Annotated in this window: 21 protein-coding genes; 8 read left to right on the forward strand and 13 right to left on the reverse strand. The window is 63.9% G+C overall.

All coding sequences use genetic code 11. The annotated features are described in order from the left end of the window. Positions 1 to 139: 139 nt before the first annotated feature. From J2Y41_RS17255 to J2Y41_RS17275, 5 genes are all read left to right on the forward strand, one after another. Entirely contained in the window at positions 140 to 628 is a 489-nt protein-coding gene (locus tag J2Y41_RS17255) for an inorganic diphosphatase (RefSeq protein WP_144663396.1), read from the forward strand. Between the two features lie 218 nt (positions 629 to 846). Further along, complete coding sequence (locus J2Y41_RS17260) at positions 847 to 1,827, forward strand: hypothetical protein (RefSeq protein ID WP_224094602.1); 981 nt, start codon at positions 847 to 849, stop codon at positions 1,825 to 1,827. Beyond that, the gene (locus J2Y41_RS17265) at positions 1,824 to 2,600 is read left to right on the forward strand and encodes a hypothetical protein (RefSeq protein WP_309930272.1); all 777 of its coding nucleotides are present in this window, start codon (positions 1,824 to 1,826) and stop codon (positions 2,598 to 2,600) included. The genes J2Y41_RS17260 and J2Y41_RS17265 overlap by 4 nt, the downstream gene beginning before the upstream one ends. A gap of 3 nt (positions 2,601 to 2,603) precedes the next feature. Beyond that, positions 2,604 to 3,197: an RDD family protein gene (locus J2Y41_RS17270; RefSeq protein ID WP_224165997.1), complete on the forward strand. Its 594-nt coding sequence runs from the start codon at positions 2,604 to 2,606 to the stop codon at positions 3,195 to 3,197. A gap of 51 nt (positions 3,198 to 3,248) precedes the next feature. Continuing rightward, positions 3,249 to 3,848 (forward strand): hypothetical protein, encoded by a 600-nt coding sequence (locus tag J2Y41_RS17275; RefSeq protein WP_224094599.1) that lies wholly within the window; start codon positions 3,249 to 3,251, stop codon positions 3,846 to 3,848. A gap of 4 nt (positions 3,849 to 3,852) precedes the next feature. Here the strand turns inward: J2Y41_RS17275 and J2Y41_RS17280 are convergent, their stop codons facing one another. Continuing rightward, positions 3,853 to 4,257 carry a hypothetical protein gene (locus J2Y41_RS17280; RefSeq protein ID WP_309930275.1) on the reverse strand — a complete coding sequence of 135 codons (405 nt, stop codon included), beginning with the start codon at positions 4,255 to 4,257 and terminating at the stop codon, positions 3,853 to 3,855. A gap of 411 nt (positions 4,258 to 4,668) precedes the next feature. Between J2Y41_RS17280 and J2Y41_RS17285 the strand changes: the two genes are divergently transcribed. Beyond that, complete coding sequence (locus J2Y41_RS17285; RefSeq protein ID WP_309930277.1) at positions 4,669 to 5,052, forward strand: hypothetical protein; 384 nt, start codon at positions 4,669 to 4,671, stop codon at positions 5,050 to 5,052. 441 nt (positions 5,053 to 5,493) lie between these two features. Here J2Y41_RS17285 and J2Y41_RS17290 read toward each other — a convergent pair whose 3' ends face one another. Genes J2Y41_RS17290 through J2Y41_RS17300 form a run of 3 tightly spaced genes read right to left on the reverse strand, consistent with a single transcriptional unit; the run spans position 5,494 to position 7,525 of the window. Beyond that, entirely contained in the window at positions 5,494 to 6,069 is a 576-nt protein-coding gene (locus J2Y41_RS17290) for a DUF3618 domain-containing protein (RefSeq protein ID WP_224094596.1), read from the reverse strand. Then, complete coding sequence (locus J2Y41_RS17295; RefSeq protein WP_224165994.1) at positions 6,066 to 6,497, reverse strand: phage holin family protein; 432 nt, start codon at positions 6,495 to 6,497, stop codon at positions 6,066 to 6,068. Before J2Y41_RS17295 ends, J2Y41_RS17290 begins: the two co-directional genes overlap by 4 nt. Continuing rightward, positions 6,494 to 7,525 (reverse strand): hypothetical protein, encoded by a 1,032-nt coding sequence (locus J2Y41_RS17300; RefSeq protein ID WP_309930281.1) that lies wholly within the window; start codon positions 7,523 to 7,525, stop codon positions 6,494 to 6,496. Before J2Y41_RS17300 ends, J2Y41_RS17295 begins: the two co-directional genes overlap by 4 nt. A 161-nt stretch (positions 7,526 to 7,686) precedes the next feature. Here J2Y41_RS17300 and J2Y41_RS17305 point away from each other — a divergent pair, with 161 nt between their 5' ends. Continuing rightward, positions 7,687 to 8,769: an FUSC family protein gene (locus J2Y41_RS17305; RefSeq protein ID WP_309930284.1), complete on the forward strand. Its 1,083-nt coding sequence runs from the start codon at positions 7,687 to 7,689 to the stop codon at positions 8,767 to 8,769. Positions 8,770 to 8,787: 18 nt separating this feature from the next. On the opposite strand, the gene J2Y41_RS17310 is transcribed toward J2Y41_RS17305, so the two are convergent. Both J2Y41_RS17310 and rfaE2 read right to left on the reverse strand, forming a co-directional pair. Further along, positions 8,788 to 9,822 carry an NAD-dependent epimerase/dehydratase family protein gene (locus J2Y41_RS17310; RefSeq protein WP_309930286.1) on the reverse strand — a complete coding sequence of 345 codons (1,035 nt, stop codon included), beginning with the start codon at positions 9,820 to 9,822 and terminating at the stop codon, positions 8,788 to 8,790. A gap of 32 nt (positions 9,823 to 9,854) precedes the next feature. After that, a complete protein-coding gene (rfaE2, locus tag J2Y41_RS17315) occupies positions 9,855 to 11,432 on the reverse strand; it encodes a D-glycero-beta-D-manno-heptose 1-phosphate adenylyltransferase (RefSeq protein WP_309930288.1) in 1,578 nt (525 codons plus the stop codon). 114 nt (positions 11,433 to 11,546) lie between these two features. On the opposite strand from rfaE2, the gene J2Y41_RS17320 reads away from it, so the two are divergent. Beyond that, positions 11,547 to 12,710: a glycosyltransferase family 9 protein gene (locus tag J2Y41_RS17320; RefSeq protein WP_309930290.1), complete on the forward strand. Its 1,164-nt coding sequence runs from the start codon at positions 11,547 to 11,549 to the stop codon at positions 12,708 to 12,710. Here J2Y41_RS17320 and J2Y41_RS17325 read toward each other — a convergent pair. From J2Y41_RS17325 to J2Y41_RS17355, 7 genes are read right to left on the reverse strand one after another with little or no spacing between them, the layout of a single operon-like run. Then, positions 12,676 to 13,371 (reverse strand): SDR family oxidoreductase, encoded by a 696-nt coding sequence (locus tag J2Y41_RS17325; RefSeq protein WP_223947500.1) that lies wholly within the window; start codon positions 13,369 to 13,371, stop codon positions 12,676 to 12,678. The two genes, J2Y41_RS17320 and J2Y41_RS17325, sit on opposite strands and share 35 nt — an antisense overlap. A 41-nt stretch (positions 13,372 to 13,412) precedes the next feature. Then, positions 13,413 to 14,834 (reverse strand): PfkB family carbohydrate kinase, encoded by a 1,422-nt coding sequence (locus J2Y41_RS17330; protein WP_309930293.1) that lies wholly within the window; start codon positions 14,832 to 14,834, stop codon positions 13,413 to 13,415. Further along, positions 14,831 to 15,550, reverse strand: a complete 720-nt coding sequence (locus tag J2Y41_RS17335) for an SIS domain-containing protein (RefSeq protein WP_396133558.1) — start codon at positions 15,548 to 15,550, stop codon at positions 14,831 to 14,833. Before J2Y41_RS17335 ends, J2Y41_RS17330 begins: the two co-directional genes overlap by 4 nt. Then, positions 15,547 to 16,815 (reverse strand): glycosyltransferase, encoded by a 1,269-nt coding sequence (locus J2Y41_RS17340; RefSeq protein ID WP_309930295.1) that lies wholly within the window; start codon positions 16,813 to 16,815, stop codon positions 15,547 to 15,549. Before J2Y41_RS17340 ends, J2Y41_RS17335 begins: the two co-directional genes overlap by 4 nt. Then, positions 16,812 to 17,933 carry a glycosyltransferase gene (locus J2Y41_RS17345; RefSeq protein ID WP_309930297.1) on the reverse strand — a complete coding sequence of 374 codons (1,122 nt, stop codon included), beginning with the start codon at positions 17,931 to 17,933 and terminating at the stop codon, positions 16,812 to 16,814. The genes J2Y41_RS17340 and J2Y41_RS17345 overlap by 4 nt, the downstream gene beginning before the upstream one ends. After that, complete coding sequence (locus J2Y41_RS17350) at positions 17,930 to 19,018, reverse strand: glycosyltransferase family 9 protein (RefSeq protein ID WP_309930299.1); 1,089 nt, start codon at positions 19,016 to 19,018, stop codon at positions 17,930 to 17,932. The genes J2Y41_RS17345 and J2Y41_RS17350 overlap by 4 nt, the downstream gene beginning before the upstream one ends. Continuing rightward, a complete protein-coding gene (locus J2Y41_RS17355; RefSeq protein WP_309930300.1) occupies positions 19,015 to 19,602 on the reverse strand; it encodes an HAD-IIIA family hydrolase in 588 nt (195 codons plus the stop codon). Before J2Y41_RS17355 ends, J2Y41_RS17350 begins: the two co-directional genes overlap by 4 nt. Positions 19,603 to 19,617 lie beyond the last annotated feature (15 nt).

A 19,617-nucleotide genomic window follows, 5' to 3' on the forward strand; every position in this document is an offset into this window, starting at 1 on the left:
TGCTTGGTCCTGTCAGTCCTGAAAATGTCCCCGCCGGTTCAAGAAACCCGGGCCTCTCGCTATATCCTCAATAGTAGTCGGCGGCGCTGGCTGCACTTTCGCCTGCCGCGCCCCACCCACACCCGTCAAGGAGCACGCCATGAAGCACGACGTGACCATCGAGATCCCCAAGGGATCGCGCGTCAAGTACGAAGTTGACCACGAAACCGGCCGCGTCCGCCTGGACCGCGTCCTCTTCACCTCCATGCAGTACCCCACGCACTACGGTTTCTTCGAGAACACCCTGGGCGAAGACGGCGACCCCCTGGACGCACTGGTGCTCCTGCAGGACTTCGACCTCCACCCCGGCGTCATCGTTGAGTCCCGCCCCATCGGTGTTTTCAACATGACCGACGACGGCGGCGGAGACGCCAAGGTCCTCTGCGTCCCGGTGGATGCACGCTTCGACCACATCCAGGAAGTCAGCGACGTCAGCGAATTCCTGATCAAGGAAATCGAGCACTTCTTTACCCGTTACAAGGACCTGGAGCCCGGCAAGTGGGTCAAGGCTGAAGGCTGGGGCGACCGCGCCGCTGCCGAAGCCGAACTGGAAGCCTCCATCAAGCGCTTCTCGGCCGAAGGCCACTAGCAACACTTACGACGGCGGCTGGTGCTGTTCCCTGTGAACGGCACCAGCCGCCGTCGTGCTTTAAGCAACGCGGGGTCAGATACGGCCCATTATTGGCTAAAACATGGGCCCTAAGTGACCCCGCGTTGCTTTGATGGGCACTGCTCCCCATCGCGGCATCTTCGGGGTCCGCCTAGGCTGGGACGAGACTTTACGACGCATGTAACAGGGGGTACCACATGGCCGGGTTCTACGGCGCGGACATTGCGCAGCTTCGCAGTCTGGCCGGCGTCATGGGCAAGGCTGCCGATGCCATCAATCTGCAGAGCGCGCAGTTATCCAACGCCATCAACTCCGCAACGGCGTGGCAGGGCCGCGACGCCACGGTCTTCAAGAGCGATTGGAACAGCCAGCACAGGCAGAGCCTGGTGAAGGCCGCCAACATGCTGAGGGACAACGCGAGCCAGCTCAAGAAGCACGCCAACCAGCAGGAATTTGCCAGCCACAATGACGGTTCGGGTACGTCGGTGGGCGTCCTGACGGATGTCTACGACACCGCAACGGGCGTCAAGGAACTGGGCGCGCAGCTCTGGACCGCCTACAAGTACGGGAAGCTCGGACATGCCGAATGGGTCAAGACCCGCGAGGTACTCACCAATTGGCGGGCTGGCGGTACGGTGCTGCGGGATGCTTTGAGTGCTTTGCGCAGCGGCGAGAAGGTCACTGATGTCATCACGGACCTGAAGGCCAACATTCCCTACAGCCAGGCGTTCCAGGATGCCAGCAAGTTCTCGAAAGGCCTGCGCGTCGCCGGGGCCCTGGCGGCGCCGCTGAACATTGTTGGCGGTATCAGCGACATGATCAGTCCGGAGCACGACGGCTGGCGCGGTACCGGAGACCGGGTAGCCGGCGGCCTGTCCGTAGTGGGCGGGGTGGGCAGCATCATGCTCATGACTGCCGGTGGCGCAGCTTTGCTGGGGCCCATTGGCGCGCCAATCGTGATCGGCGCGGGCATCGTTGCCGGCGCCTGGGCGCTGGGGAACCTGGTGGCGGACAACTGGGATTCCATCAGCAACTTCGCCCGGAACCCTGGCAGTTACATCGCCGACGGCGCCCGGGAAGTAGGCAATTTCGCCAAGGATGTAGGCAGTAAGGTGGCAGACGGGGTCGGTAATGCCGCCAAGTCAGTCGGAAACTTTGTCGGAGGGATATTCGGATGACCACCAGCACCATGAATTGGACCGAGCGGGACGTACAGGCCGCAGCGAAAGTCCTGGCGTCGGCCAGCGCCACCGGCAAGGCGTTGCCGACGCTGACAGATGAAGAGGTTGTTGCCTTGGACGGTGTCCAGCACGAGCAAATCGTGGCCCTTCCGTGGCTCACTTCGCAGGATGCCAGCAAGGAGCTGATGTGCGCCGTGGCCCTTCGTGGGCTGCTCGCCAAGGAACTCGTCTACCCTGTGATCTTTGAAGGCGAGACCGAACCCACCCGTCTGCACGCCACGGAGGAAATCACAGGCGCCCTGACACTGCGTCGCAGTGGCAGCAGCGTGGTCTCAGTGGAACGCACCGTTTCCACCGGCAAGCGCTGGCTCTACGGCTACATCCACGACGACGGCGTGCTGCTGGAAGAAGTGGATGAAGGCGGGCTGCACGGCTTCACTGTTGTCACCCGGGACCAGTTGGCTCCGCGCCTGGCTGAATTCGTTGACCCGAACACAGCGGCCAACCGCGACACCGATCCCACTGTTTACTCTGAGGCCGGGTTCGAAGAATATGCCGCAACGGCCCTGGCCGATACGCAGGCGGCCAGCAACGTGGTGGTCTTCAATTCTGATACGAACGACTTTCCAACTGTCACCGTCTACACCGGCCCCAGCAGCGTGCACGTGCTTACTCCGCGGGTGGAAGGCGAATCTGTCTCCCTTGAGCTGAAAGAGACATCCGCGCCGACGCTTGCCCGCGTCCTCGGCGCGCTGGCGGGGCTGGCCTGACGCATGAGCAATTCGAAGTCCCAGACCGCTACTGGCTTGGTTGATGCCCTCAACGGCCGCCCTGTACGCCGCCATCCCGGGACCGGCGCCTACTTCGTGAAAGCATCCGGAGGGGCGCACTTCTGGGGTCGCGTCCTTGACGCGATCGTGTTCCTTGCAGGCTATGGCATCCTGGCTGCAATAGTGGCAGTTGCACGCAATGCCATGATGAACAGTGGCTCACTTCTGGCCTTCAACGACGGCTTCTGGTTGACGCTCTACGTTGTTCTCTGGTTCGTTGGTTTGTTCGTTTACGGCATGATCTGGGGTACTGCGGGCAGCGTCGGCGATGCTGCCGCGGGCATGCGCTCGGTACGTATCAAGGACGGCACGACGGCGGGTGCCTGGTTGGGCGGGTGGCGCGCTATCTGCTGGTCCTTCTTTCCGTTCTTCGTGGTGATGCTGATTCTTGCGGCGTTCAGCGGGAGCTCGGACGATACGTGGGATCCGAAGTTTGCTGCTCTTGATCGCCGATCCGGCGTGGCGGAGGGCCGGCAGCCGGTCCCGGACCCCAAAGTAGGGGCCGCAGAGCGGGCATCCTCGACAGAAAAATTTTAAGGAAAACAAGCCCTTGCAGAGCGGCTACCAGCCGGTAGCATGTGATCCACTATGTTCACTCTGACCATCAACCAACGCGACAGCCGCCGCGACGGCGATCTCGTGCCAGGGCTCCTCAAGGACCTGCGGCATATTCCGGCACGGCTCGACTTCGACCGTTCGGTTGAGGATGAGGTGCAAGGCATCGTCGAGTCCGGCCACCAAGCTGTTGACACAGCACTGATCGCCCTCCGGACCGGCCAATGGTATGTAGGAATCGGAGTGGGGCCCATCAACGAGCCCCTTCCCAACCTTGTCAAGGACGCTTCCGGGCACGGTCTTGTCTATGCCCGGCGGGCTGTTGACCGCCTCCGCAACGGGAAGGAACGTGTCCCTGTTGCCGTTGATGGTCCCTTCACAGCTTTGGCGGCAGAAGCCGAAGCAGTATTGCGACTTCTCGGGCATATTGTGCAGCACCGAAGCGCGGCGGAGTGGCGGGTGCTGGACCTCCTCACCCCCGGAGTGCGTGGCCAGCAAAAGGCCGTGGCCCAGGAACTCGGCATCACGACGCAGGCTGTCAGCAAAGCACTTGCCCGTGCGCAGTGGGTGGAGGAACACGCTGCCCGTCCGGCGGCAGCCCGTCTGCTGCAGATGATCCTCGAAGTGCGGTAACTGACTACAGCCCCGGCTTAGTGCTGCCTGTTAACAGCTCACCGATTGCGGCGACCGGCCTATTCGATGCCGGGCAGGTCCAGACACCCTGATCACTGACCACGCGGGGCGTTAGGGGGTGGTTATTTGGGTGTTGAGGGCACTGGGGCCAGTTGCTGCAAGTCGCTCTATTCTCTTCAATGACCCACTCCTGAATCTGATCGGCCACGGACGCGAGCTGACCAGCGCGCGAAAGTTCGCCCAAGACTGAAATGCCTCGTCCTGTGGAATCACGGGCGCTGTAAATCATGACTGAAAGCACCCGCGGGTCGTCGTACCAATCCACGTCATGAATGCGGGGCGGCTCAAACCCGCTGGAGACAACGTCGCGCAAGACGTGATTAATAATTTCGACAATCTTGACCGTCATAAAAAGCCTCCTGGCGCCACTCCCTTGTGAACACTTCTGCCGTAACGGGGTGTTCTGTCATTAGATTACATCCGCGCGGTGTTACCTACTACGTCGGGTGATTCGAGTGACATCGGTGATAATCACTTAGTTTGGGGGAAATATGCGCTATCAAAGCACTAAGTTCAAGCAGACATTCTTTGGATTGGTCGCAGCAGTGCTCCTGCTGCTTCTAGGAGCCGTGCCCAGCGCCTGGCGGACGACACTACGGTCTCACAGGTCGTCATCTTCAATGACACCAATGCGGCCGCCGACTCAACTCTGAGGATCGAGTTCGATGCGCCCCTCTCGGAGAGTGCCGCCCGTCAGGTCAAGTCCACATTAGGTAATACGCAATTGATAGAGCCGCGAGGGGCCGTTACACCGCCGCTCGTGTACGGTCCGACCATTAATCAGAACATCAGCTGCAGGATGGGCAATTATCGGTTCTCAGATACAAACGGCGCGTTCCAGATCAGGAATAACTGCCTTTACAACAATGCAAATTGGAGCTATCAGATCTCAAGAATGCTTGCCGGCCAGATCACTAGCAACGTCAGTGAATCAGGTCTTGTTTGGTACAAAGCCGGCGTCCTCCGAGGAAAGAACGCACCTCACACCGTTCCTGCGAACTACTTCTTCCACGGCACCATGAGCAATGTCAGGAACTATGAAACAGTTACCTATGGAGATCAGCTTTCCTTCAGGGTCCTCATCGGGGGTCGCGCCGGATCAGCTGTGCTAACCATCGGCGGCACGGTAAGAATGGTCCCCTGACGCACACACTAACCCAACTAATATGTAGTTCGTTTTGTCAACGGGCGTGGGGAAGCGATCCCGGTTTGGTTTCCGGGGTCGCTTCCTTTTGGTCCGGGTCTCGGCCTCGGGAGGGGCGGCGTGTCGTTAGCGACGGCGTTGTCAGACTATTATGCGCGGGCTGGTTACCCCAGGACGAGGTGTCCGGCTGGAGGCTATCGCTTCTCCAGGGTCGAGCATGGCCCTAAGAGGGTTGCTCATAGTTGGGTCGGCGTTCACCGAGACGGACAGTCCAATGATCTATCCGGAAGGCCAAAGCCCTCCAGAGCCCTGGCGAGCCAACCCCGCATACTTTCGCGGTCCCACGGCGCGCAGCAACGCGAACCCAACTGAGTCGCAGCTAATGCCCTTTTGGGCCCTCAAAACGGCATCTGCTGCGACTCAGTTGGGTGGGTAACGCGATTACTGGTTGCCGAGGTTGTCCTTGGCCATCGCGGCGCGGTCCTGCACATCTGCAGCAGCCGCCTGGCCCTCGTCCTTGACGTTGGCAGCAGCTTCCGTGGCGCTGTCTTTGACGTTCTGGACAGCGTCCTGCGCCGGCTCCTTGAGGTGTTCGGCCATCTCCTGGGCGGCGTGGCCCAGTTCCTCGGTCAGCGGCTGGGCGGCTTCCTTGACTGCCTGCGCAGCCTCGCGTTCCTTGTCCGACGGTGGGATGAGGGCCGAAACCAGCAGACCTGCGCCGAAGGCGATCAAGCCGGCAGCAATGGGGTTGCCTTGGGCTTTTCGTGTGATCACCTGCGGTGCGTCGCCAATGTCCGAGACAACACCGGAAACAGCGTCCTGGGCCTGATGGGCAACATGGCCCGCCCTGTCCTGAACATCGTCGCGGGCGCCAAACACGGCCGTCTTGATCCTGTCTACCCTCCGGTTGACGATGTGCGAGGGCGTGACCTTGTCAGCTACGGCGTCAACGTTGGTACTGAGCCGCCTGCGAGTTTGTTCGATGTCGGCGCGCAGGGCGTCGGGATTCTGCGTCATCGTGTCTCCTCAGTATTCGGTTTGAAGGTTGGAGGTATTTCCTTGACTGTCTCGGTGGTGCGCGGCATGCCCTTGATGGCGTTCAATTCCTTTCGCCCCATCGAGGCCAGCACCGCTGCGACTATGCCCCAGATGACCGCTACAACAACGGCGGACCATCCCAGGCCTATGAGCTGACCCAAGGCCCACCAAAGAGCCAGGGAAAGGAAAAGCACGGTCAGATGCCCGGCCCAAGCGGCTCCGGCCATCATCCCTGCACCCTTTCCGGCCTTGGTGGCCGATTCCTTGAGCTCTACCTTGGCCAGCTCAACTTCCTGCCGCATCAACGTGGAGACGTCGCGTGTCAGGTCGCTCAGCAACTCGCCGAGGGGTACGGATTCGGCTTTGAGATGGGCTTCGGTGGGAGGAAGGTCGGCAGGACTACTCATCGGGGACCTCCATAGACGGGATCATCGGGATCGCTGGGATCGTCGGGACGTGCGAGCGGATCTCCTTGCGCCTTCACCCCACCGGCGTCGGTTTCCGGGTAGGGCATGGTTGATCCCTCAAGACCACCTGTGGTGCCAGCGCCATATCCCGTGTCGGTTCCAGCACCCGTTCCAGCGGCGGTCGTTCCATACCCGGCACTCGTTCCAGCGGCGGTCGTTCCATACCCGGCACCCGTCGTTCCGTATCCAGCGGTTGTCGTCTGGGGCCCTGGCAGATCAACTGCCGGAAGTGACACAGCGCCACCCTGCGTTGGGTAGTACTGGGCGCGCGGTGTCCGGGTGGTGGTATCCGAGGTGCCCGTTCCCGTCATGGGCGAGTTGTCCGCCATTCCCCGGCCCAAACGTCCGGCGAGGACGCCGGCACCGGCAGCCAGCAGCAAGAACGTGCCGGGCTTACGCCGGGCAAAGCTCTTTACCTCATCCAGGAGTGAACCCGGATCCCGGTTTTCCAACCAGTGGGCAATCGAGGAGGAGCGCTGGGCCGCTTGCTGGACCAGGTCCGTGGCGACTCCGCCGTCCTGGCTGGCATTGGCCATGGTGGATAGCTCGTCGGAGATGGACCGCAAACCCTCGGCGACCCTCTGTTGCTGGGTAGCGGCCTGATCGGTCAACTCGCCCTTGGTTTGCGTCAGCAATTGCCGGGCGTTCATTTTGACCTCTTGTGCCACGTTTCCGGCTTCGGCCTTGGCTGTTTCAACCACACCGCCAGCAGCATCGCGGGCTGTGCCGGCCACTTCGGCGGCTTCGTGCTTGGCCGATTCGACGCTTCCCGTGCCGGACGTCGTTCCGGATCCCGTGGTAGTGCTCCCGTAACCGGTAGTTCCGGCGCCGGCATCTGTTTCCATGCCGGTGGTGTCGGTTTCGACCGGTGAGTCCAGGTAACTTCCCGTGTAAGGCTCGGTCCCGGCGGGGACCCCAGTCCGTGGCGCCGCGAAGCTTCCGTCCTGCGGCGATTGGCTCTCAGTCATTGTCGCTCTCTTTCCACAGTTGGCAGGCTGCGGACAGCAGCCGGGATAGTAAGTATCGTTACTATCAATGGGTGTGTACCCGCTTGCCGGTGGTTCAATCGCCACATACTGATCGAAATCCCAGCTCGACACGCAGCGTATGACCCGCCTACGTTGGATCCATGAGCCACAAGCCCACCAGGCGGCGGCTGATTCCCGCGCTCCGAAAAACTGTGACCCGTCACCGACTCCTGTTTGCGGCCAAAACTGCTGCGGCGGCAGGCGTCGCTTGGTATCTCGCACCCTTCATGCCGGGTCCTGCTGCCTCCTACCCCTACTACGCACCGCTCGGCGCCCTCGTGAGCATGCATCCCACGGTGGCAGACTCCGCCAGGCATGGCCTGCAGAGCCTCATGGGCTTGGCCTTGGGTATAGGCATGGCTTTTGCGGTGACCACGGTGGCAGCGCCCACTGCGTTGGCCGTTGCCGTGGTGGTGGGACTGGGCGTGATCATCGGCGGCCTCCCCCGGCTGGGCACCGCCTCCGAATGGGTTCCCATGGCTGCTTTATTCGTACTCGTCCTCGGGGATTCCAATGCGGAGGGCTTCTCCTTTGCCTACGTCCTGCAGATGGCCATGGGCGTTGCCGTTGGCTTCGCTGTGAACTGGCTGGTGTTTCCACCGCTGCATCTTGAGGGAATCGACCCCGCCCTGGCCGGACATCAACGGGCTTTGTCCCAACAGTTGAAGGACATGGCGCGCGCGATGGAGGAATCCTGGCCGCCCAACCACGAAGCCTGGGCGAGCCGCAGCGGCGAACTCTCAGCAACGGCCGCAGCCGTGCGTACTGCCGTTCATGAAGCGGAACTGAGTGCAAAAGCGAACCCCAGGTCCCGGCGTCGTGCTGGCCGCCTACCAAGTGATTTGGCTGGTTTGCGGATAGTGGAACGGCTGACCTTCCATGTCCAGGACATCACCGACGTCCTGGCCAGCGTGATCTGGGAGGAGGACGCGGGAACCGTCATTCCGGACAGCGTCCTGACCAACCTGTCCGAGGCGCTGGAGGCCGTATCGCGGGTGATTGATCAGTGGCGGGGCGGCGATGCCGGGGAATTGAAGAGCCATCTGGCAGAGGCGAAGGAGAGCGTATCCGCGCTCGGGGATGCGGTCACGGAAGCTGCAGCTGGCCAGGCTTCGGTGAACGCGGCGGCGTCAGTGGCCATGAGTTTGCGCAGGATCATCACGGTGGTATCGCCTGCCGACTAGTACCACAAACGTCAGGAATCAGCGTGGCGTCAACGGTGGCGAGGCCTTCCGCCCCTTGCCGGCACCGAGGCCCTCCAGCACTTCCGTCAGCGCCTCCAACGATGAGCGGTGCGGCATCCACCCAAGGAGACTGTGCGCACGGCTTGTGTCCATGATGGGTGCGCCGGCCGCCATGTCCACCCAGCCGCCGTCGGTTACCTGCAAGCGCAATCGCCAACTGACCTCGACGACGGCGCGCAGCACCGGGAGCGGGAGCGGCAACTGCCGCCGTGCGTTGAGGATCCAGGCGAGGGCGTTGGGATCCAGCACGGGCTCCGCGGCGATGTTGAATGCGCCTTCTGCCCGACGTTCCAGCACACGCCAGTAGGCATCGGCGACATCGTCGGCGTGAACGGCCTGAAAAATCAGCTCATTGGGAATGGGGAGAATAGGCAACCATGGCTTGCGGGGAATGAGCCGTGGGAGGACGCTCCCCAGGAAGTAGCGACCCACTTCACTGCCCGCCTCCGCGCTGAAGATCAGCGCCGGGCGGAGCCGAGCCACTACGATGTCCGGATTTTCCTTGGCAAAGCCATCAAGAAGCCGCTCTTGCGCTGCCTTGTCCACACTGTAATGGGATCGCCTGATACCGCCTGCCGGCCAGTTTTCCTTGGTCCGTTGATCCTTGGGGGCTGGCGAATAGGCACCAACGGACGAGGCACAGACGACGTGCTTCACGGCGGCCTCCCGGGCGGCGCCAAGTACGTGCGCCGTTCCCGCCACGTTGGTCCGGCGCAGAAGTTCGCGATTGTGGTTTGGCTGGATCTGCCAGGCCAAATGGACCACGGCGTCGGCACCTGTGAACGTGTTCTCCAGTGCTTCCTGGTCCTTATAGTCGCCGACGTCAAGCGTGTGCCACTCCATTGCGTTGTAAGGGGCCGCATTCTTGTCAGGTTCGCGTCGCGCTATCCCGACGAGGTCAAGATCCGCGCCCTCTTCCGAACGCGCAGCCTGCAACCGCTTCAGCAATGCCGTACCTGCGTTGCCCGTGGCTCCTGTGATGACTATGCGCATGAGACTCTCCCTTCCCCTCCTGCAATTCCCCGTCATGCATGGGGATTCTCCCCCGTGGACCGGATACGCTCCAGCACCGCCGTCGTGGAGTGTTCGGGAACGTAATCCAAAATCGTCACCGTGCCGCCATAGCGTTCCACGGCCGCGGTCTCGGCCAGCATTTCCGGCGTGTAGTCACCGCCTTTGGCGTACACATCGGGCTGCAGCATCTCGATGAGCGGGATGGGAGTCGGGGTGTCGAAAACAGTGACGTGATCCACGCAGCTAAGCGCGGCGATCACGGCGGCACGGTCCGCCTCCGGATTCACGGGCCGGTCCTGTCCCTTCAGCTGCCGCACCGAGGAATCGCTGTTGAGGGCCACCACCAGGACATCGCCCAGCTGCTTGGCTTGGTTCAGATAGCGGGTGTGGCCGCGATGCAGGACATCGAAGCACCCATTGGTCAGAACGATCCTCCGGCCCTCCCTGCGGTGCGCTTCCACCTGCCTGGCCAATTCATCGGCAGTCAACGCAGTATCGGCGAACCCGCCCAGGTGGCGGGCAAGTTCCTCGGTGGTGCAGACGGAGGTGCCAGGCCGGTGGACCACCACGTCAGCCGCGGCCTGGGCAAGGTCAACGCTGGTAGTCAGGGGCAGCCCGGCCGCCCGGGCCAAGGTCAGCGCGGCAACGAACGTGTCGCCCGCACCTGAGGCCTGCTTCTCGGCTTCGGGCCTGGCCCAGGTTCGGTGGGTGGCGCGGGATCCGTTATGACCGTCACCGCTTGCGTCCGGATCGCTGGAACGCAGCGTCAGCGTCCCATCACGGTCCAAAGTCACGACGACGGCGCCCGCGCCTGAGGCGCGAAGGAGCTGGTCTGCTTGGGCCTCCACGAAGGGGCAACGTGCAGCGCCACCGGGGAACTCTGTTCCGAGCAGCCCGGCAGCTTCCTGGGCGTTCGGGGTGGCAAGATCCGGCTTGAGTTCGGCCCAGCGGGCAGGATGGTGGGCATCGACCACCAGCAGGGTGCCTTGCCTGTGGCTGAAGTCGGGGTGGGAACCAGTCCGGAGACTACGGGAGGGTCCAAGGGCATTCATCAAAGCTGCACGCACCGGCCCCTCCAAAGCCCCGGCCTCGTAGTCGCACAACACCACGGCGTTGGACCCCGCCAGCGCTCCCGGGATGGTGGCCGCCAACTCCTGAAGGCCCTCCGAAGGGACCTCTGTGGCGGCGTCATCCAGGCGAAGCATCACTTGGCCGGCACTGCTTATCCGGAACTTGGTGGTGGTGACCATGCCGGGCTGCTGCACCACGCCGGATATGTCGATGCCGGCAGCAGCGAGTCTCCCAAGGAGTTCCTGACCCGCAGAATCCTGGCCGACCAACGAGACAAACCTGACGTCCGCGCCAAGGGCCGCCAGGTTCATGGCAGTATTGGCCGCTCCTCCGGGGGCGAAGTCGCGGCGCTTGACCTGGACCACTGGGGCGGGAGCTTCGCGGCAAAAGCGCTCAATCAGCCCGTCCCACCAACCGTCCAGGATTGCGTCGCCGACAACTGTCACAACGGGCCGTTCTTCGGCCAGGCGGCGCGGCAGCCATTCGGCCAAACCTTCTTGATTGGATAGGCGTGCCATTGGGTACCTTCCGGTAGAGGCGGCATGTTCCTGCTCCCCTCAGGTACCCCGCAGCCCGCGGTTCACACGCCGGGTCCGGTAGTTTTCCAGCACCTTTGACGAAGGGAAGTCCAGATGGCTGTTCAACCGAATTTGGGCGTTGGCCCGGTGCTGGAAAAGTTCCCGGATGTGGAAAGGATTGCGGTCCTGAGGGGTGGCGGCCTGGGCGATGTGATTTACGCATATCCGGCGCTCTATGCCCTGAAAGCGGCCTATCCTGAAGCCGCGATCACGCTCCTGGGCACGCCGATCCATGCGGCTTTGGCGGCCGGGACGGATGGGCCCATTGACGAGGTGGAAATTCTCCCGTTCGCCAAAGGCGTCCGCGACCGCCACCACAAAGACGGCGATCAAAACGACGACACCGACGACAGACTTGCCCAGGAAGAATTCTGCTCAGCCATGCGCGCCCGCAAGTTCGACCTCGCGCTGCAAATGCATGGCGGTGGCCGGTACTCCAACCCTTTCCTGCTCCGTCTGGGGGCGCGGCACACGGTGGGCACCCGAACAAAGGACGCCGAGCCCCTGGAACGGAATCTCGATTACATCTACTACCAAAACGAGCCTGATCGATGGCTTGAGGTAGCGGGCTTGGCGGGGGTGCCAACCATCATTTCTCCACCCTTGCGGCCCCTGCCCGAACACCAACAAAGCGTCGAAAGCCTGCTCAGCCAACGGCGTCCCCTCCTGGTGGTCCACCCGGGTGCCACCGATCCGCGGCGGCGATGGCCGGCGTCGCACTTTGCTGAAGCTGCGGCGACCATCGCCCAGGAAGGCGCGCAGGTGTTGGTGGTGGGTGACCGCTCCGAAAAGGCGCTGGCCCAGGAAGTGGCAGAACTCGCGGCAAGGCAACTGACAGTCCAGGGCAAAGATGCCGTGCGCTCAGTTGCCGGCGAACTGGAGATCGGCGAACTCGCCGCGCTCCTGGATGCGGCCACCGTAATGCTTGCCAGCGATAGCGGTCCACGGCATTTAGCGCAAGCCCTTGGAACACCAACCGTGGGGATCTTCTGGGTAGGCAACGTCTTCAACGCAGGCCCCCGGGGCCGGAGCCTGCACCGCGTCCACATGTCGTGGGTGACCGAGTGCCCGGTGTGTGGGGCCAATGTGACCCAGGTGGGCTGGTCTGCACAGCACTGCGGCCACGACGACACCCTGATCAGGGGTATCGCCGTGGCCGACGTTGTTCAGGACGTGCATGACCTTATGGCCACGAGCCTTCTTCTGCGGGGCAAATAAGGAGCTCGCGGACCTCGCTGCCAAACGGCTGCGACAACGCGAACACCACGGCTTGCGCCACATTGGCAGGATCGTTGAGTTTGGAGTCGTCCTGCGGCTTGTATTGTTCGTCGCGGTCATCAAAGAAGTGTGTCTTCATGCCTCCCGGGATGATGGTGGTGACACCAATGACTCCCCCGGTTTCGGCGGCCAATGCCCGGCTAAATCCGATGACGCCGAACTTGGAGGCACAGTACGCCGTGGCGTCCGGCAGTGCACGCAAGCCGAGGGTTGATGCTATGGTGATCGCCCGGCCCCGGGATTCCTTCAAGTAGGGCAACGCCGCACGGACCACGGAAACGGTGCCCAGGAGATTCACTCCAATCACCTTTTCCCACTCGGCTGCGGGAACGTCCGCCAGTTTGCCACAGCGGTCGATGCCCGCGGCCGTCACCACCCCATCCAGGCCGCCGAGGCTTTCGGCTGCCTCCTTCACAGCCGCTTCAACTGATTCACGGTTGGAGACGTCGACTTCAAGGGCTTTCGCGCCGGATACGTTGCTGATGTTGCGGTCGAAGACGAAGGGAGTGCCTCCGGCGTCGCGGATGGCATCGACGATTGCAGCGCCGAGGCCGGACCCGCCTCCGGTGACGATGACGCGGCCGGGAGTTTGCGTGTTCATACGGTTCCTTTCGGTGGTCGATTCTTGGATGAGACTTGCGTTCAGCTGACTTTGGCGAGTGCTTCAGCCAGGCCGCTGGTGGAGCGTGCAGGATGGAAGGGCACCGTTACGCATCGCCCTCCCCACGCAGCCACGAGGCTGGCTTCCGGCAATTCATGGGGTTCGTAATCTCCGCCTTTGACCCAAATATCGGGCCTGAGTTGGCTCAGGCAGGCTTCTGGGGTGTCCTCGTCGAAGACCACCACGGCATCAACGCAGGACAACGCGAGCAAGAGCTCTGCCCGGTCCTCCATGCTGACGATCGGCCGGTGCGGGCCCTTCAGGCGCCGGACGGACTCATCGGAATTCAAGCAAACGATGAGGCAGTCCCCCATGTCCCGGGCCGCGGCCAGCGTGCGTGCGTGACCGGCATGGAGGAGGTCGAAGCAGCCGCCGGTCGCGACGACGGTCCCGCCACCCGCCCGGATTGTCCGCGCGAGTTGGATTCCCGGTTCCACGCCCGGAAAGCGGCCAAAAAGCTCGACGACGGGACTCCCCTTTGCCTTGCCAGGCTGGCTGCCATTTACTGCGTCGGGCGTACTCGTATCCATGGCCAGGGAGGAGGCTCCGCCCTTCGCGAGGAACGCGGAGGCATCCTCGACAGCCCTGGTCGCAGCGGCAGGCAGCGCGAGTCCCAGACCCAAATACACGGCAAGGCTCCCCGCCAGGCGGTCTCCGGCGCCGCAAGGATCATCCACGATTGTCTTTGGGGCGGGGATGATCCTGCCCGGCCCCGCACCTTCCACCAAAACCGCGCCCTCTTCGCCGGTCGTGACCAGGACGGCACGGCTGCCCCAGCGATCCAGCAAATGTTTCCCTGCGTCCTCCGCAGTGCTCTTGGACGGATGCCGCCCGCCCGCCTTGGCCCGCGCCTCTGCGAGGTTGGGCGTCACGACGGCGATACCCGGCACCGGCTCCGAACCGGCAGGGTGCGGATCCCACACCACCGGGACGTGGCGGGCGGAGTTGGCGAGCGCAGTGCGGATGTGGGGGTTTGCCGTGATTCCGCGGCCGTAGTCGGCTACGATAACCGCTTCCGCGGAGGCAATGGCAGCGAGCATCTCCGCGGTGCATGACGGGGAAGGGGCAGGTGCGCATCCTTCATCGAACCGGACCACGGGGTGGGTCCCAATACGCACGCGGGTCTTGGTGGGCGTTGGGGCGAGCGGGGCTCCGGTGAGTATGGTGACACCGGCCAGGGCGCGCCTGAGGTGGCTGGCGCCGTCGTCGTCCGACACCGCGGTGACCAGGGCGACGTCGTGACCGTCGCGTGCAAGCAGGGTAGCCACGAGGCCCGCGCCACCTGCCCGACGCCGGATATGGGCAACGTCCACAACGGGTACGGGCGCGTCGGGGCTGAGCCGGGTGGCGGTGCCGTTGATGTCCACGTCCAGGAGGACGTCACCTACAACTGTCACTTTCATGGCTGGGCTCCGTCCCCGGCCGGGCGGGGCCCCGTCCTCCTCGCGACCTCAGCATCGAAGGCGCGGCATACAGCGTGGACGGCAATGAGGTGGCCTTCCTGGGCATTGGCGGCGATGGCGTCCACTGTGATGGCTTGGTCGCAGGCTTCGGCCAGGGGGTTGGGCCCGGCGCCGGTCAGCGCCCACGTGGTGATGCCGCGTTCTCCTGCTGCCCGGACGGCGGACAGGAGGTTGGGGCTGCGCCCGCTCGTGGAGAGCAGGATGAGGACGTCCCCTGCCCGGCCGTGTGCCCTGACCTGGCGGGCGAAGACTTCCTCGTAGCCGTAGTCGTTGGACAGTGCCGTGAGGGCGGAGGTTTCGGCGTGCAGGGAAATTGCGGAGAAGGGTGCGCGTTCGGCGTCGAACCTGCCTACGAGTTCTGCGGTGAGATGCTGGGCTTCGGCCGCTGATCCCCCATTGCCGGCGGCCAGCAGCCGTTGTCCGGACAGGAGCCGGTGGGCGAGCTCGGTTCCCCATTCGGAGAGGCGGGCGGCCTGCGAGCGCAGGGACTCTAGCGCTGGCAGTACGTTGTCCAGGTGTGCGGCGACCTCTGAGGCGATCTGTGGTTCGCGGGTGTTTGTTGAGCTTGTAGACCCGCTCCAGCCTGCGGGCATGGTATCCGGGACGGGCTGCGTGTACCGCGTGATTCTCTTGGGAACTGTCGATTCTGTAGTCACAGCGCTGTTCCTTCCAGTGGTTCCAGGCCTTCTCCGGCTTGCCGGGACAACCCCGCGGCCAAGACGGACCGGTACGCTTTCTCGGTGTCCGCGGCGATGCGGTCCCAGGAGTAGCGCGAGCGGGCGCGGCGGTTTCCGGCCCGGCCCATTTCGGCACGCAAGGCGGGGTCGGCGAGGAGCCGCCCCACGGCGTCGGCGATTGCTTCCGGGTCCCGCGGCGGTACGTGCAGTCCGGTTTTCTGGTCGACGACGGTCTCCCGGAGTCCGCCGACGGCCGCGGCCACCACGGGCACCCCGCAGGCCATGGCCTCGAGGGGAACGATGCCGAACGGTTCGTACCACGGCGTGCAGACCACGGCGTCTGCGCTGCGGAAGATTCCGGGCATGGCGTCGCGCGGTACCTGTCCCCGCATGGTGACCTTGTCCTCAACGCCGAGTTCCTTGGTCAAGGCGCGAAGCCTCTGGGCTTCCGGATCCTCTTCCAGGTTCAGGGCGTCGCCGGAGCCTCCGACGATGAGGAGCTCGACGTCGTCGAAACCGGCTTCAGCAAGGAGGGGCAGTGCCTGGATCACCAGATCCACGCCCTTCCTGGGAACCAGGCGGCCGACACTGAGGATGCGGTGCGTGCGGGACTTATTCTCTGGTTCTCCAGTGCCCGGGAAGAGGTTGAGGTCCACCCCGCATGGTGCGATGGAAATCCTCGACCTGCCAATGCCCAGCGCTTTGAGCTCAAAGACCTCGTCAGGGCAGGTGGCGATCACCCAGTCCGCCGTGCGCCCTACCCACGGTTCCAGCCATGCACGTGCGGGTGGGCTGGTGTCCGCTGAACCTTGGTGCCTGCGCTTGACCGAACCCAGTGCGTGGAATGTCTGGACCACGGCAATGGGCTCGGCGGCACCGGCCCGCCTGGAAGCCTGGATCGCGGCCAGTCCGGACATCCAGAAATGCGCGTGGACAACGTCCGGGACCAAGCCGGCCCAGTCCCGGCAGATGCCGTCGGCGAGCTCACCCATGAAAGGAAGCAGCTCGTCCTTGGGGATGTGGCGGGCAGGGCCGGCGTCAACGTTGACGACGGTGAGTCCCGGCGCGACCTGCACCTTTGCAGGAAGATCCGGGTCATCCCGCCGCGTGTACACGGTGACTTGATGGCCACGGCTGGCAAGACTTGATGAAAGGGCCGCCACATGGACGTTTTGCCCCCCGGCGTCCACACCTCCCAAGGCGGCCAATGGACTGGCGTGTTCGGAAACCATGGAGATTTTCATGGGTGCGTCCTCTCTGTGTCATGGCTGACGGACTCCGAACCGGGTTGCGGGCGGCGTTCCGTGTCGGGGAGCTGTTTATTCGGGACCTGCTGTTCGGGGATCTGCTTTTCAGGAAGACGGGTATGGGCAGGCGAGGGGCGGGCCGTGGGGAGATCCGCCAGGAGTTCGTCCCAGGCCTGATGGAATTTTCCGAGCCCATAGCGTTCCAAGGCTGCGGCCCGGGCCACCATCCCCATCGCATAGGCGTCACCGGGCTCGTCCAGCAGGCACCGCGCAAACCGTTGGAGTTCGTCCACGTTGTTCGAAACAAGACCTGCTCCCGGCGGGATAGCGCGGGTCGCCTCAGTGGTCGCCAGTGCCAGGACCGGCATTCCCAGGTGCATGGCTTCGAGCAAGGCCAACCCGAGGGATGTCCAACGGAGGGGATGCAGGTAGAGCCGGCAGCGGGCGAGTTCTTGATGCAGCCGGGGCGCGGGTACGTCCCCGGAAATCCGCAGGCGCTCCTCGCTCAGGCCGAACCCCTTCAGGTTCAGTGCTTCGGGCAGGGCTTCCGTCCCCATCCCGAACACCCGCAGCGGCCCTACTCCGGCGAAGCCCGGGAGGAGGTCCGTGCCCGTCACCCGGCCGCGACGGACGGGTTCGTTGACCACCACCCCCATCTCTTCGCGTTCACCGGTATAAAGCCGGCCGGGATCCGGGATGCCGTGCTCGATGACCACTGTTGGCGTGGATCCCGTGTCCCAGAAGAGCTGGTTGAAGTGCGTCACATGAACCACGGGGATACCGTGCTGATCGGCCAGTGGATGGAGAGTGAACGGGACGTCGCCCTTGGGCGTGTTGTGTTCAACGTAGACGGCAGGCAGGTCCACTCCGGGCCTTCGACCCAGCTTCCGGGCAACCGCGGCGATCTCCTCCGGACGTTGCAGGACCACCACGTCCACGCTGTCCGGATCAATGGTGTCCAGGTCAATCTCCTGCGCGGCGACCGGCCACTCCCTGCCGCCCCGCCCCAAACCCCACGCACCGCCGTCGGGTTTTACCGGAAGGAGGTATTCGTGCCGCCCCCTGACGAAGGCCTCCATCCATCCTCCGTGGACATGCCAGACCAGGATCCTCATGGTTTCCACACCTTTCTTCGGGTGCTGAGCGAGGACACTCCCCCCAACAGCCGTTCCACCGCCTCAAGGACTTGTTCCGGGGTAACTGAGCTAAGGCACGGGTGCCCCGGTACGGGGCAGATGCGTGCCCGCGTGTTCCTGCAGGCTGCTTCCTGGTCCCCGAGCAGTTCCATCGGAACGCCGTAGGGCGCCCAGCGGATCGCAGGAACCACAGGGGAAAACAGGCACACCACCGGAGTTCCGACAGCTGCCGCCAAGTGGGCGGGACCCGTGTTGCCGGTGACCACGACGGCGGCGCCCGCGAGTACCGCTGCCAGTGTCCGCAAGTCTGTGGTGCCGCCAAGATTGTGTGCCGAGGGTCCTGCCACGGTTGCCGTCAGCGATGTTTCGCCCGGCCCTCCCGTGACCACCACTTGGTGCCCATACGCTTCAAGGAGTTCCACGGTGGCAGCGTGGTGGAGTGCAGGCCACGCCCTCGCCGGAGCAGCCGCGCCCGGGTGGACCACGATGTACGGGCCCTTTTGGGTGAGTTCGTCCACCAGCTCCCCGGGTTCGTCCAGCGGGTTGATGTGGAGCTTGCCGTCGTCGCCCCGGGGAAGCTGGAAACCTGCTGCCTGCGCAATCCCCAGCGCCCGCACAACTTCGGGCTGGTCCTCGGCGAAGTCTTCCCCGGGTTTCAACCGGACGTCCAGCAGGGAGCCGGCGTAGTCAGTGGAGGCGCCCGTGATGCGCTTGACGCCTGCCAGCCGCAGCAACAGTGCCAACGGAAGCGGGGACTGGTGGAAGGACGTGAGGATCACGGCTTCCTCAATCCTGGAGCTGCGGACGAACTCGATCAGGCTATTGGTCAGCTCAGGCGTCACAGCGGGCGCGGGATTGACGATCCATGGGCACGGCCACGTGTGGACCTGGGTGACTCCGGGCAGCATCTCCGCCGCGCCGGCGCCTTCGGGGCCGCAGAGGAGGACGACGTCGTTTTGTCTGCTTCCGTCCGGCCTGCTTCCATTCGCCACGGCACGCAGGGCGGGTCCAGCGAGGAGCACATCGCCCATGCTGTCCAGTCGGGCTACCAGGACGCGGCTCATACGGGTGAATCCTGCCTGGCGTCGGGTTTCGGGAATTCCCCTCCTGTCGTGCCTGTCGCGGCATCCAGCAACAGCCCGACGGCGGCCAACAGGTTCTCCGCGACCACCCCCACCGCCTCAATTTCCTCGGACCGCGTCACGTGGGTGGGCACCAGTACGGACCGCGAGCCGGCTGCCGTCGCTGCTTCGACGTCGGCACCGATGTCCCCAACGAAGCCCACCTGGGACGGGTGCAGCCCCAACGTGCTGCATGCGGCGAGAATCATTCCCGGCGCGGGCTTACGGCAGGTACAGCCATCGGCCGGGCCGTGCGGGCAGATTTCCCACACATCGAACGGGCCCAGAAGCTCCTCAACGCGCCGGTTCACGGCGTGGACCTGATTCAACGTCAGCAGGCCACGGGCAACACCCGACTGGTTGCTCAGCACCCCTGTTGCCAGTCCCGCCCGGCGTACCTGCTCAAGAGCCGAACGGGCACTATCCATGGGCCGCACCAGTTGCGGGTTGCCGTTATAGGGCACGTCAACGACGAGTGTTCCATCGCGGTCAAACAGGACCGCTTTCAACGTTCCAGTTCCTCCCATATCCGCAACGTTCCC

The sequence above is a fragment of the Arthrobacter sp. 1088 genome (genome assembly GCF_031455315.1).
In the GTDB taxonomy this organism is placed as follows: domain Bacteria; phylum Actinomycetota; class Actinomycetes; order Actinomycetales; family Micrococcaceae; genus Arthrobacter.

Bases quoted from the DNA above. Each gene is read 5' to 3' on its own strand.
- J2Y41_RS17255 (WP_144663396.1), top strand. From the start codon at position 140: ATGAAGCACGACGTGACCATCGAGATCCCCAAGGGATCGCGCGTCAAG.
- J2Y41_RS17260 (WP_224094602.1), top strand. From the start codon at position 847: ATGGCCGGGTTCTACGGCGCGGACATTGCGCAGCTTCGCAGTCTGGCC.
- J2Y41_RS17265 (WP_309930272.1), top strand. From the start codon at position 1,824: ATGACCACCAGCACCATGAATTGGACCGAGCGGGACGTACAGGCCGCA.
- J2Y41_RS17270 (WP_224165997.1), top strand. From the start codon at position 2,604: ATGAGCAATTCGAAGTCCCAGACCGCTACTGGCTTGGTTGATGCCCTC.
- J2Y41_RS17275 (WP_224094599.1), top strand. From the start codon at position 3,249: ATGTTCACTCTGACCATCAACCAACGCGACAGCCGCCGCGACGGCGAT.
- J2Y41_RS17280 (WP_309930275.1), bottom strand. From the start codon at position 4,257: ATGACGGTCAAGATTGTCGAAATTATTAATCACGTCTTGCGCGACGTT.
- J2Y41_RS17290 (WP_224094596.1), bottom strand. From the start codon at position 6,069: ATGACGCAGAATCCCGACGCCCTGCGCGCCGACATCGAACAAACTCGC.
- J2Y41_RS17295 (WP_224165994.1), bottom strand. From the start codon at position 6,497: ATGAGTAGTCCTGCCGACCTTCCTCCCACCGAAGCCCATCTCAAAGCC.
- J2Y41_RS17300 (WP_309930281.1), bottom strand. From the start codon at position 7,525: ATGACTGAGAGCCAATCGCCGCAGGACGGAAGCTTCGCGGCGCCACGG.
- J2Y41_RS17305 (WP_309930284.1), top strand. From the start codon at position 7,687: ATGAGCCACAAGCCCACCAGGCGGCGGCTGATTCCCGCGCTCCGAAAA.
- J2Y41_RS17310 (WP_309930286.1), bottom strand. From the start codon at position 9,822: ATGCGCATAGTCATCACAGGAGCCACGGGCAACGCAGGTACGGCATTG.
- rfaE2 (WP_309930288.1), bottom strand. From the start codon at position 11,432: ATGGCACGCCTATCCAATCAAGAAGGTTTGGCCGAATGGCTGCCGCGC.
- J2Y41_RS17320 (WP_309930290.1), top strand. From the start codon at position 11,547: ATGGCTGTTCAACCGAATTTGGGCGTTGGCCCGGTGCTGGAAAAGTTC.
- J2Y41_RS17325 (WP_223947500.1), bottom strand. From the start codon at position 13,371: ATGAACACGCAAACTCCCGGCCGCGTCATCGTCACCGGAGGCGGGTCC.
- J2Y41_RS17330 (WP_309930293.1), bottom strand. From the start codon at position 14,834: ATGAAAGTGACAGTTGTAGGTGACGTCCTCCTGGACGTGGACATCAAC.
- J2Y41_RS17340 (WP_309930295.1), bottom strand. From the start codon at position 16,815: ATGAAAATCTCCATGGTTTCCGAACACGCCAGTCCATTGGCCGCCTTG.
- J2Y41_RS17345 (WP_309930297.1), bottom strand. From the start codon at position 17,933: ATGAGGATCCTGGTCTGGCATGTCCACGGAGGATGGATGGAGGCCTTC.
- J2Y41_RS17350 (WP_309930299.1), bottom strand. From the start codon at position 19,018: ATGAGCCGCGTCCTGGTAGCCCGACTGGACAGCATGGGCGATGTGCTC.
- J2Y41_RS17355 (WP_309930300.1), bottom strand. From the start codon at position 19,602: ATGGGAGGAACTGGAACGTTGAAAGCGGTCCTGTTTGACCGCGATGGA.